We start from the raw sequence: 12,236 nt of genomic DNA on the forward strand, positions 1-12,236 counted from the left end.
GAGCCCAGTTTTTAAAAACTGGGCTCTTTTTAATTTAATATTATTTATTTTAAAATATACTAGGAAAATCTTCTGCTAATATTGGGCCGTAAGACTCCCACCAATAACCTGCCGTTACTCTACGCATAGCATATAGATTTTTACCATCGGTTCTAACATTTATCATTCCATTTAATTTTTTTTTAAACAGTCGAGCACCTTTTATATCTTCTTTGTTTAGTGAATGATTGGGAACAATTGTTTTTAAATCTACCTCACTAGCATCTGAAAAAGTACTAGCTATTTCGGTAGAAAATATTAGAGGTGATTTTGAACGAGAGGCTAAACCTACGGCTCCTATAAAATTAGCTCTCGGGTGCCCATGGTCAGGAGAGTCACCAGAAGATACTACTGATATTTGAGGGCGTATTGCTTCAAAAAACGAAGGATGAAATTCGTGACTACCATGGTGTGGTGTTTTTAATATGTGAGCTCTTAATTGATGTTGTGTGTTTGGGTGTTCGAGCAAATAGTCACTGCCTTCAATATTAATATCTCCAGAGAAAAGTGTTTTTACATTGTTATATGTAATACTAAAAACCACCGAATGTCCATTGATAGTATGAGAATGATTTTTAAGCCATTTGAATTGTTTTTCACCTAATATAGATTTCTCTACCACTGGAGCAATTATTTCCATTGTAATATCTGGGTCGCCAATTTCTATAATACCAGTTTTAGAACTAACAGCTTCATAAGGGATATTTAATTTTTCAACTAGTTTTATCCATTTAGAAAATATATTTCTAAGTTCCATAGTTCCTAAATCTAAAACGCTAGAGTGGTGGGTGATTAGGTATTTTCTATCAGCACTTAAATCCCCTGATTTTTGATCCATGTTTTTGAACATACCAATACCATTATGTATAATTTTTTTTATGACGATTCTATCGTGTTCAAGAATATCAATAAGTCCTTTTAAATGATCTTGATCTGCATGACTTAAGACTAATAAGTCAATTTCTAATTTAGGAGTTGTTAAATCCGCTAATTGATATTTCCATTGTAAAAAACCTTTAGCTTGTTTATTATAACCGCCATCAACTAGAATTTTCTTTCTATTAGGTGTAACTATTAAGGCAGCATCACCTTGCCCTACATCAATAAAGTAAAGCTCTAATGACGCCTTTTTGTCTATTTGTTTTGTTGCAACATACCCAATATATTTATTTCTATATGTTGCTTTAATTCGTCCATCTATTGTTTTGCCACTAGTATATAATTCTTCTCCATAAATTAATATTTGCTCATACGCGCTACCAGAAGAGTTTGTGTATAAGCGTGCTGTTTTACTGATAATATACCGTATTGCCATTTCAAAATTAATTTATAATTAAAGGTAGAGGTAGGGGAGTTACCTTAAAAGTAAGATTCTTTTAATGAAAAATTAAAGGCTACAAGAATTTTTTCAGGTATTTAATAACTAAACAAACAAGAAAGTGGAGTTACACAACGTAATTTATATAGTACACATCAATTCTTTTAAAAAGCTTAAATAAGCTATTACATTTACAATATAAATAAGAATAATAAATTTTTCATTTTCTCATATAGTGTTCTCGTAAAAGAGCTCGGTCTTGAATGACTCTGGGCTCTTTTTTACTTTAATAATGTATCAGTCTTTTTTTAAACTACTAGGTAAAAAGTTATAAACTTTTTTAAAAGCTACTGTAAAGTGTTGCGGATTCTTATATCCAATTTCATAGGCAGCTTCTGCTATAGTAAAACCTTCATTAACGATTAAACTTTTAGCTTTTTCCATTCGTAGATCTGTTACGTAGGAAAAGATTGGTTTTCCGAAAATTAATTTAAAATGCTTTTTTAATTTAAATTGATTTATTCCAGATACAATAGCAAGTTGAGCAATGGTAAACGGGTTTTTTATATGTTCTCTTAAGATTGTTTCGGCATGTATGATTTTCAGGTAGTCATCTTTACATATGCTTTCAGAATGTTGACTGTTTTTATTTTTTAATCGATTAAAAAAAATAGCAAGAATCTCTGTGATTTTAGATTCCAAATAGGCTTTTTTTAAACCGCCTGAAAAATCACACGTAATAACTTCATTAATGATACGATGAAGTTGTGGTGTAATTGGTTTACTGTTTTCCCACATTACAAATGGAAGGTTATGCTCTAAGGCGATACCAAATTCCGAACAATCTTTTTTAAACGAAGTGCCAAATACACGTTTTAAATATTCTTTTGTAAATAAAATTTCTAAAGTTTTTCTATTAGGTTTATCATAGCGTAATGTCCCGTTTACTTCTGGTAAGAAAAAAAAATTATAATGACCTCCTGGAATATTAACGACAACACTTTTATCATTTTTAGGAGTATAGATACTACTGCCTTCAATTTCAAAATGAATTTTTAAAAAAGGAAAATCATGCTCTACATCAATTGTAAGCGGTGGAGTAATTTTTCCGCTGCGCATATTTACTTTAATACCATCAAGTAATATTTCACGTGTTTTACCTTCTATGAATGGATTTTCTGAAACAAAAGTATTATCCTCAATCACCTTTTTTTTAAAACCATCAGTAAATATTTTCGTGGTCACTTTATGAGGGTGAATATGATTGCGATATACTGATTTCATAAAATACTTTTTACGGCTTTAATAATACTTTTCGCGTTACCCTATTAGTTAGACATTAGAATACTTTTGTTATTATTATTTAAACTAAATATAAATAACGAAAATACTAGATTATTATGAAAATATCAAAACTATTAGGAGCAATCGTCCTATTGTTTTTTGTTGCTACTTTAAATGCCCAAAACCAGACCGCCACTATATCAGGAAAAGTAATTACATCAGACAATGCTCCTGCTCCATATATCAATGTCATCATAAATGAGATTAACACAGGTACAATGACTGATGCGTCAGGTAATTACGAATTAAGAAATATAGCTTATGGTTCTTACACCATCGAATATTCTCTTATCGGTATGGAGAAAAAAGCAATTGCAATTAATGTAAATTCCCCAAAAATCACAGTACAAGATGTTCTGTTAAATGAAAGCAGTGAAAAGCTCAGTGAGGTTGTTGTAAGTGCACAAAGACTCAATCAGTTTGCGCATAAAGAATCTGAATATGTAGCACGTGTGCCTTTAAAAAATATTAATAACCCACAATCTTACTCTGTTGTAACCAATGCCCTATTAAAAGAGCAAATTACGACCGATTTACCTTCTGCATTTAAGAGTATTACAGGAGGAGGTTATGTAGAATCAAATGATGGAAATGTGAGTGTTTATTTAAGAGGGTTTAGGTCTGATGTTCATTTAAGAAATGGAGGAATTGCATGGATAAAAGCCCCTTTGGACCCGCAAAATATAGAACGTTTAGAAATTGTAAAAGGTCCAGGTTCCTTATTATATGGTACAAATGTAAATAATATTGCAAACTTTGGTGGTGTTGTAAATAAAGTTACTAAACAGGCTTACGATGGTAAAAAGCTAGATGTTGGATTTATTACTGGCCGTTGGGAACAAGAGCGAGCAACACTTGATTATAATACTGTTTTAAGTAAGGAGGATAAAGTGTATTTTAGATTAAATGCCGCTTATAATTCTGAAAACAGTTTTCAAGACCAAGGCATTATTAGAGAATTTATGATAGCTCCTTCTGTAACTGTCGAATTATCAGATAAATTAAGTGTAAAGGCTAATTTGGAATACAACAAGAGTAAACGTAACCTAAATTTTGCTAGAGGCTTAGCAGGAAGCCTTATTTCTGACGATGTTAATTCTTGGGACGATTTAGGTTGGGATTATGATACCAATTATGGTACTAATGAAATGGCTGGTTACTTTTCTACTTTAGCTACTCAAATTGCTATAGATTATACATTATCTGATACTTGGTCTTCACAAACAAAATTCACAAAAGCAACAACTTTTACTGATGCCAATTACCTTAGAGTTGTTATGTTAGATGAAACAACTGTTGGCAGATATTACCTTCAATTAGACCCTAGAGAAACGGGTAACACTCACGTACAGCAAGATTTTTTAAATGTATTTGAAGGTGATAAAATTGAGAATAAATTTGTTGCAGGAATAAGTTACTTACATAATTTTGATGATACACAGCGTACAGGTGTTTGGAATGCTATAGATGCTGTTGACACTACTAATCCAATAATTACAGGGCTAACAAATGAGCAATTTGAAGCTAATTTAGCTGATGAAACTAAAAATAAAACCATTACAAAGTTTCAAACCTTAGGTTTTTATGCTTTTGATGCCATCACGGTAAGCAAGCAATTAACCCTTACGGGTGGTTTACGTTTTGATCGTTTTATGGCAGATAATACTATTGAAAATGGTGTTGAAGGAACTAATGGGTATAATCAAAATAGCTTAAGTACAAAACTTGGCTTAGCGTACAATCCTTTTGACGATAAAGCATCTGTATTTGTAAATTATATGGATGGGTTGAGTAATAACGCTCCTTCTGATAATGGCAACGGAGAAATTATCACTTGGGATGCTGAAAGAGCAAAGCAATTTGAAGTTGGAACTAAACTTAACTTTTTTGATGGTAAGTTATTAAGTACTGTTAGTTACTATAACATTAACATTGATAACGATATTATTGTAGATGAAAACGGAATAAGTTCTCAAACGGGCGAAACCTTAAGCAAAGGTTTTGAAATAGATTTAATTGCAAATCCTGCTCCTGGTTTAAATATTGTTGCTGGATATACTAAGAACAATGCTACTTTTGAAAAAGTTGATTTTGGAAATGAAGCCATTTTAGGTAACAGCTTAACATACACTCCTGAAATCGTATGGAATTTTTGGATGAGCTACCAAGCATTAAAAGGTAAAGCGAAAGGCTTAGGTTTTGGTTTGGGAGCCAATCACATGAGTGAAATATATAATAGCACTGCAAACAATTTTGGCTCAGAAGCATATACTACAGTTGATGCTACTGTTTTTTACAAAAAAAATAAGTATAAAATCAGCCTAAAAGCAGATAACGTTTTTGACCAAGAATATTACAACGGCTACGGAATACCACAAAAACCTTTTAATTTTAGAGTAGGGTTGTTTTATAGCATATTCTAAAAAAATAAATTTAAGAAAAGAGGGTGTTAAAAAGTATCCTCTTTCTATTTCTTTAAATCATTATACTAATGAAAATATTATTTTACATCTTTTGTCTCTTTACTGTTTTTTCAAATGCTCAAAAAATAGAAATTGGAACTATTGAAAAAATACAATCTACAATTTTAAACGAAGAGAGAGAATATTGGGTGTCCTTACCCGAAAACTATACAAATGAAAAATATGAGACTCAGAAATACCCAGTAGTTTATTTGTTAGACGGAGAAAAATATTTTCATACGGTAACAGGCATGGTTAAAAATCTATCTAATGGGTACTATCCTCAAATTCCTGAATGCATTGTTATTGCCATTAAAAACACTAATAGATCTAGAGATTTAACCCCAACAACAGTTACAGATCTTTCTTATGCATCTGGAGGTGCCGATAAATTTGAAACTTTTATCACTGATGAGTTAATTCCCGAAGTAAATAAAAATTACAACACTTTAGATTATAAGATTTTAATAGGTCATTCTTTTGGAGGACTTTTTGCTTTTAACCTGGTACTAAAAACACCATCTCCCTTCAACTCTTATATCGTGATAGACCCTAGTTTGTGGTGGGATAACAATACCACCGTACAAAAATTAGAGCGCACTTTAAAAACCAAAAATTTTAGAGGAACCACATTGTTTTTTGCAAATGCTAATTCTATAGGGAATCAAAAAGAGCCTAGCACACAACATTATGAGCATTTTGAAGCTAAAAAAAATAGCTTAAAATTAGTAGAAGATAGTGTTTCTGAAAACTTAAATTTTTATAGTAAATATTATAAAGAAGAAGATCACGGTAGTGTAGTATTACCTTCTTTAATTGATGGTTTAAGAACCATTTTTAAAGGCTTTAGAATTAATGTAAAAGAACTGATTAAAAACCCATCTATATTAGAACGAGATTATCAACTATTATCAGATAAAATAGGATTTGATTTTAAACCACAAAGTGCTTACCTAGACAGGGTGGTAGATTTAGCTTCAAAACAAGGTAAAAAGGAAAACGCTGAAATTTTACATGATTTAAACAAAAAATTATATCCTGACAACGTGTATTTAAAACACAAATTTGAACTCTAAAATGAAGAGATACACCTTTAGAAAATTGATAAACGACATACACTTATGGCTAGGAATTATAAGTGGTATTGTCTTATTTATAGTTTGTCTAACTGGAACTATTTTAGCCTTTGAAACCGAGTTGATTTTACTTTTTGACAAGCAAGATTATTATTCTGAAAAAACAGGAGAACCACTTTCGTTTGAAGAAATTATATTAGCTCTTGAGGCAGATAATAATGTCGTTAAAGATTTTATTTATTTTAAAGATGAAAACCAAAACTTACAATTTACCCTGCTCACTAATGAAGAAGCAATTTCTGGTAAGCCAGCAAGAGGCAGATCTGTTCAAATAAACCCATTTACAGGAGAAGAGATTGAGTTAATAGGTAAAACAAAATCATTTATTCATACAGTTGAAGAGTTGCACCGTGTGTTACTTCTTGATCAAAAAATAGGGAGGCCGATTGTTGGCGTTTGCACCATTATTTTTATTATACTTTGCTTTTCTGGCTTACTACTTTGGATGCCCAAAAAAATAAAACAATTTATAAAGTGGAAGTTTTGGAAGCAAGGCTTTAGCTTAAAAATGAAAGCAAATTGGAAACGAGTAAATTATGACATTCATAATACTTTTGGGTTTTATGCACTGGTTCCCATGTTATTAATGGGGTTAACAGGTTTACTATGGTCTTTTCAATGGTATTACGATGGACTTGAAATTGTGTTGGGAGATAAACTTGGCAAATCTAGATTTGATGTAAGCCTACCATTAAAAACAGATCACGATAAAATTCCAACAATAAATTACACAGCACTGCTGTACAAAACAGATAGCATCTTACCTGGTGAAAATGTAGCTACTAGAGTAACACTACCCTTAAAGCCGAATGAAAGTGTTATGATTAGAAAAAAGAGGGATGGTTTTTTTACATATGATGCTGCAGATAAACTACAATTTGACCCGTATGCAAATGTTCTTATTTCAAAATCGCTTTTTAAAGATGAAAAGATTGGTGGAAAAATAGCCAGTCTTATCAGAGGTATTCATGTGGGGTCTTTTGCAGGTATATTTATTAAAATTATATATTTCTTAAGCTGCCTTATTGCAACATCATTACCAATAACAGGTACTATAATATGGTTTAATAAGATGAAAAAAAGTAATTAATAGCCTTATTTTTCTGTGATAATAAATTAGTGATTTTTCAGAAGACTTACCTCTCTAAGTATAAAAACCCTTGAATTTCAAAGTTGTCTTTCCCTGCTTTTATAAGATAGAAGTATACACCTTCAGGTAAGCCTTTATTTTTACGTATTGCAAATATATTCACGCCTGTTTTACCATCAAATTCATCAGAATAATTTTTTTGTTCAAAAACCTTAAGCCCATTTCTGTCAAAAATTAATAAATGGTTACCATCAAAATCATCCAATTCTGGTATAAAGAGAAAATCATTAATACCATCTCCATTAGGAGTTATAATATAATTATAGCCTCTACGGGAAACAAGATTATTAGTTTTTAAAACCCCGAATGTTAAAGCATCATAATGGTTAGGGATAAATTCATTTGAAGAAATAAATCCTTCTTCAAGATTTCCTGCACGATCAGCTGCTCCCAAATTCACCCATTTGCTTAATTCTTTGTTGAAACCTACTACCGTTAAATTATTTTGATCAGTAGCTATGTTTTCAAGATCACTTCGTTGATTCCATGCTATTGTAATCATTGTAGAGGTGTCACCTTCTAAAACCCAATATTCAGTTTTACTGATTGATGTTATTTCAGAGTTTTTTTCTAAAACATTTGAAAATGCTAAGTTGCTGTTTTCAAAAAAGTAAGCGCTTTTAAAAGATCCTGTAGTTTCTTCTGTATCGATACCCAAGGGTCTTAAATATGTTTCGTCACCAATAGGGAAAAGAAAATTTTGTACGCCAGAGATTGACATAAACCCATCAACTTTTGAAAAATCAGATTCTCCATTGTAAAATGAAGTGGAAATAAATTCGAAATAATTGGTATTGTTTGTTTTAGAGGTTATGATATCTCCAAATATAAAATTGGTATTATTTCTTACTTTTAAAGGAGTTTGAAGAAAAATGCCTTCATCATTATTAATTTCGATATTATAAAAATAAGGAGAAATAGACCCTGAAATAGAACTTAAATAATCTCCATAAAACCCTGCTAGTCCAGATTTATTATCGAATATACCATCATTTTCTAGCGAAGAATAGAATCCCATTTGACCATTGTCGTGAATTTCTAAATTGCCAAAATTTCGAAGAGTTTGTGCTTTAGCGAGCTGTAGCACAAGAATATTAAATCCGATAATGAGTATACATTTTCTCATACGATTAAAAATCTAATACCGTAAAGTAACACGTTCTATCTACAAAAATATCACTGCCTAGAATTCCTCCTCCTTGATGTACAATTGATATGCTAAATGTCGTTGTTGTTTGAGCAGTAACATAAATTTTTATATTATTAGTGGCAGTCTCTAAAACACTTAATTGAATAGGATAATTAGTTGTAGATCTAGCTGTTGCCATTGTGAAAATATATCGGCCTGTTCCTAATTTAGTAGCGTTAGTAAGTCCTCTTGAAAGAATGCTACTTGTTGCAGGTATAAGTGTTCCGTATGCTTTAATTGGGCTATTGTAGTATGCCCCGCCATCAGTGCCTGCTGAAATATTGTTGTCAGTATTTGCACTTATTAGATTTACAGATTGTGAAGTTCCATCTTCGCTATTGTGTGTTATTATACCTGAGGTGCTATTCTGTGAAATTGTTGTCTTTGTCTCAGTTATACTTCCTCCACTTTTATTTAAAGTAATTGTATTACCTGTTTTTGAGATGGTTTGTATCTCATTTAACGAGCTAGCATCGTCATCATTTACATTTAATGTTATTGAATTGCCTGCACTAATCGAAATATTGCCAGCACTACCTGTAGTTGATAAGGTTTGATTGTTTGTTGCAAAGGCTGATAAATCAATTTCAACGACATCACCGTCTGCTTCAACTGCTAATATATTTGTTGCAGTTCCTGTAATAGTACCAGCACCATAATCAGATAGTCGAACTGTACCACCTTCTATATCTAGCTTAGCATCTGGTGTATTAGTTCCTAAACCTAAGCGCGAATTGGTGGTGTCCCAAAATAAATTACTATTGTCTTGAGTAGGATAATTATCTGGTCCTGTATAAAAAATAGAACCAGGTATGCCTGTATAGCCAAGATTTACCCATGTTGTGCCGTTCCAAATTTTTGGTTTGGTGTTTTCATTATCTGAAGTGTCAAACCAAACATCATTTAATATAGGATCTGTCGGTGCTATAATAGCTGTAGTATTTATATTATTATTAACCGTAACAACACTCCCTTTTTTATTGATAGCCTCAAATTTTTGTGAAAAGATTTGAATGCTCATCATCATTGCGCAAAAAAAGATTAAGCTCTTAAAATTAAAAAGCATAATGGAGCGTTGTTTTTCGATTAAGAATAATATAGTTGTGTTAATTTTAAATTTCTAGTTTATTATTTAACATATTGTACTTCCACAATATCGCCTGCGTAAACAGAATAATCGTTTTCAACTAAAGTAACTGTCGAAGCTGTTACAGTATAATCAACATTAGCGATAAGTTTAGCTCCATTTCTATACACCCATACTTGACTAAATGAAGGTAAAACAGGTGTGCCTGTAAGTGCATATGCAGTTTGGTCAGCAATAGCTGTAAAAGCTTCTTGTCCACTTTGAATAAGTTCAGTTGCTAATAATTTTTTAGTAGCACCGGTTGCTTCATCTCTTACAAGTATAGTGTACCCAGTTCCTGTTCCTGCATCAGATTCAGTTGTAGCATCGGTAGAAGCTAATTCTGTAGCTGAGTCAATTAACTCTAGTCCATTAAGAGTAAATAAATTTCCATCAACATCAATATACGTATCATTAGTTAAAACACCACCTAACTGCCATGTTGTAGTAGTTACATTGTCGGTAGTATTTGATAACATAGTAATACCATTTTGAGTTTGAAGATACTTAATGGTTCCTTTGTTGTCAATAACACGTACTGCACCTGCGGTAGTTGTAGTTCCAGGATCGACATCAGTTTGTTTAGTGACATCACCAGTAGTTTGCTGTGCACTAGCAGCCAGACCTGTTAACATAAGAAGGCCAGAGGCGAAGATTTTCAAGTTTTTAAAAGGTTTTTTTGTTTGCATTTTATCAGAGTTTAAAGTGTTAAGTAATGTATTCATGATTATTTATTATAAAATTTGTACGATTCGTATTTTGTCATTCTGGTAGCATATGACTTCGCTTTCTAATTGAATAGTATTTTCATTTACGGTTGTAAAATCAATCCTTACTCCGTTTCTGTAAATTTCAATTTTTCTACTGTCTGCTATGGGTAGTGGTGTATTAAATTGTATTTGTCCATTACTCGCTACTATTACTATTTGTTCTTGTTCTATAGTAGCGTTATCACCTGCAGGGCCTTGTTCTCCTTGCGGCCCTGTTAAATCACCTGATGTAAATGAGGATCCATCTGGAGCATCAATGGTGAATGAACCATCTTCATTATCTGTAATAGAAATAGGGTTAGATATATTATCGCAAAGATTCATCCATTCATTCCCGTTAAATACATAAATACATTTCGAATCTGTGTTATAAACTAATGCTCCGTTTAGTGGTGAAATTTGTAGCATTTGAGAATTAGAAACTCTAGTTACAACGAGAACTTTAGAAGTGCTTTCCAATTCTAAAAGAGAGGAATTGTTAATTGTACTAACATCATCTCCTATCTTCACTTGCGCGTACGAACAAAAGGTGATAGATAAAATAAAAAAAATGAATAAATATGTTTTATTCGGTGCCATAGCCTTTCTTTGAATAAAGATCAAAGAAAATTAAATAGCTTCTCTAATTAAATAAAATGTTGTAAAATGTACGAAAAAGACTACGTATGGTGTAAATAATGATGTGGGGCTAATTATTCCATTCTATTATACGATTAGTAACCTTTACAAAAAGGTTACTAATCGTATAATAGAAGTCATTAATCTATGTTTTTTGCGTTTAGGTTGGAAAAAAATTGAATTAGAAATAAATTTTTTGGGCTAATCTAAAAGTATTAGCATGCGCCTCAATTATTGTTTTGATATCTGGTGAATAACCACCACCCATACTACATTGAACGGGTATTTTATGATCAAAACAGGTTTGGAGTACAAATTCATCACGATTTTTGCAGGCATCTAAACTTAAAGCCAAAGTACCTAACTTATCACTTTCTAAAACATCAACACCAGATAAGTAAAAAATAAAATCAGGTTGCACTTTTTTAATGAGCTCTGGTAAAGCTTTTTTTAAGGTTACTAAATATTCTTCACCCTTGGTACCTCTTTCGAATGCAATATCTAAATCGGATATTTCTTTTTTAAAAGGATAGTTACTCTTACCATGCATAGAAAAAGTAAAAACAGAAGTGTCATTTTTAAAAATTTCGGCTGTACCATTTCCTTGATGCACATCTAAGTCTATAATCAATATTTTAGCAGCTAATTTTTTTGCTTGTAAGTATCTTGCGCCAATGGCTTGATCGTTTAACATGCAAAAAGCCTCGCCATGATCAGAATATGCATGGTGCGTGCCACCCGCTAAATTCATAGCAATACCATTCTCTATTGCATATTCACATGCTTTCATGGTACCATCAGTAATAATTCGTTCTCGCTCAATTAAATCTTCAGAAAGAGGAAAACCTATTTTACGTGCTGCTTTAGGCTCTATTTTAATATTCAATAAATCATAATAATATTCTGCATCATGCACTGCTAAAATATATTTGTCATTCGGAATTTCTGGTTCAAAGAAATTCTCTTTAATGCATGTGCCTTCATATATCAATTGCTGCGGCAGCAAATCATATTTTGCCATGGGGAAGCGGTGTCCGTCTGGCAAGTGATGTTTGTATATAGGGTGGCAAGCAATTTTAAGCAT

The 12,236-nt window shown here is 31.9% G+C and carries 10 protein-coding genes; 3 read left to right on the forward strand and 7 right to left on the reverse strand.

Annotated features, from left to right (window positions below; genetic code table 11):
• Positions 1–49 precede the first annotated feature (49 nt).
• Positions 50–1,354 (reverse strand): ComEC/Rec2 family competence protein, encoded by a 1,305-nt coding sequence (locus H0I23_RS15905; protein ID WP_216784270.1) that lies wholly within the window; start codon positions 1,352–1,354, stop codon positions 50–52.
• A 300-nt stretch (positions 1,355–1,654) separates the two neighbouring features.
• Positions 1,655–2,641, reverse strand: coding sequence for an AraC family transcriptional regulator (locus H0I23_RS15910; RefSeq protein ID WP_216784271.1), 987 nt, complete (start codon positions 2,639–2,641; stop codon positions 1,655–1,657).
• 116 nt (positions 2,642–2,757) lie between these two features.
• Here H0I23_RS15910 and H0I23_RS15915 point away from each other — a divergent pair, with 116 nt between their 5' ends.
• The 3 genes from H0I23_RS15915 to H0I23_RS15925 all read left to right on the forward strand — a co-directional run bounded on the left by H0I23_RS15915 (position 2,758) and on the right by H0I23_RS15925 (position 7,389).
• Complete coding sequence (locus H0I23_RS15915) at positions 2,758–5,124, forward strand: TonB-dependent receptor (protein ID WP_216784272.1); 2,367 nt, start codon at positions 2,758–2,760, stop codon at positions 5,122–5,124.
• A 68-nt stretch (positions 5,125–5,192) separates the two neighbouring features.
• Positions 5,193–6,239 carry an alpha/beta hydrolase gene (locus H0I23_RS15920; protein ID WP_216784273.1) on the forward strand — a complete coding sequence of 349 codons (1,047 nt, stop codon included), beginning with the start codon at positions 5,193–5,195 and terminating at the stop codon, positions 6,237–6,239.
• 1 nt (position 6,240) lies between these two features.
• Positions 6,241–7,389: a PepSY domain-containing protein gene (locus H0I23_RS15925; protein ID WP_216784274.1), complete on the forward strand. Its 1,149-nt coding sequence runs from the start codon at positions 6,241–6,243 to the stop codon at positions 7,387–7,389.
• Between the two features lie 46 nt (positions 7,390–7,435).
• On the opposite strand, the gene H0I23_RS15930 is transcribed toward H0I23_RS15925, so the two are convergent.
• The 5 genes from H0I23_RS15930 to H0I23_RS15950 form a co-directional block, all read right to left on the reverse strand.
• Positions 7,436–8,575 (reverse strand): gliding motility-associated C-terminal domain-containing protein, encoded by a 1,140-nt coding sequence (locus H0I23_RS15930; protein ID WP_216784275.1) that lies wholly within the window; start codon positions 8,573–8,575, stop codon positions 7,436–7,438.
• 4 nt (positions 8,576–8,579) lie between these two features.
• Complete coding sequence (locus tag H0I23_RS15935; RefSeq protein ID WP_216784276.1) at positions 8,580–9,665, reverse strand: hypothetical protein; 1,086 nt, start codon at positions 9,663–9,665, stop codon at positions 8,580–8,582.
• 101 nt (positions 9,666–9,766) lie between these two features.
• Positions 9,767–10,489, reverse strand: a complete 723-nt coding sequence (locus tag H0I23_RS15940) for a hypothetical protein (protein ID WP_216784277.1) — start codon at positions 10,487–10,489, stop codon at positions 9,767–9,769.
• A gap of 9 nt (positions 10,490–10,498) precedes the next feature.
• On the reverse strand, positions 10,499–11,113 hold the full coding sequence (locus tag H0I23_RS15945; RefSeq protein ID WP_216784278.1) for a hypothetical protein: 615 nt from the start codon (positions 11,111–11,113) through the stop codon (positions 10,499–10,501).
• 220 nt (positions 11,114–11,333) lie between these two features.
• Complete coding sequence (locus H0I23_RS15950) at positions 11,334–12,236, reverse strand: histone deacetylase (RefSeq protein ID WP_216784279.1); 903 nt, start codon at positions 12,234–12,236, stop codon at positions 11,334–11,336.

The organism is Cellulophaga sp. HaHaR_3_176 (assembly GCF_019021925.1).
In the GTDB taxonomy this organism is placed as follows: domain Bacteria; phylum Bacteroidota; class Bacteroidia; order Flavobacteriales; family Flavobacteriaceae; genus Cellulophaga.

Coding starts and splice junctions, on each gene's coding strand:
- H0I23_RS15950 (WP_216784279.1), bottom strand. CDS start 12,236: ATGCTTAAAATTGCTTGCCACCCTATATACAAACATCACTTGCCAGAC.
- H0I23_RS15940 (WP_216784277.1), bottom strand. CDS start 10,489: ATGAATACATTACTTAACACTTTAAACTCTGATAAAATGCAAACAAAA.
- H0I23_RS15925 (WP_216784274.1), top strand. CDS start 6,241: ATGAAGAGATACACCTTTAGAAAATTGATAAACGACATACACTTATGG.
- H0I23_RS15915 (WP_216784272.1), top strand. CDS start 2,758: ATGAAAATATCAAAACTATTAGGAGCAATCGTCCTATTGTTTTTTGTT.
- H0I23_RS15935 (WP_216784276.1), bottom strand. CDS start 9,665: ATGATGATGAGCATTCAAATCTTTTCACAAAAATTTGAGGCTATCAAT.
- H0I23_RS15945 (WP_216784278.1), bottom strand. CDS start 11,113: ATGGCACCGAATAAAACATATTTATTCATTTTTTTTATTTTATCTATC.
- H0I23_RS15930 (WP_216784275.1), bottom strand. CDS start 8,575: ATGAGAAAATGTATACTCATTATCGGATTTAATATTCTTGTGCTACAG.
- H0I23_RS15905 (WP_216784270.1), bottom strand. CDS start 1,354: ATGGCAATACGGTATATTATCAGTAAAACAGCACGCTTATACACAAAC.
- H0I23_RS15910 (WP_216784271.1), bottom strand. CDS start 2,641: ATGAAATCAGTATATCGCAATCATATTCACCCTCATAAAGTGACCACG.
- H0I23_RS15920 (WP_216784273.1), top strand. CDS start 5,193: ATGAAAATATTATTTTACATCTTTTGTCTCTTTACTGTTTTTTCAAAT.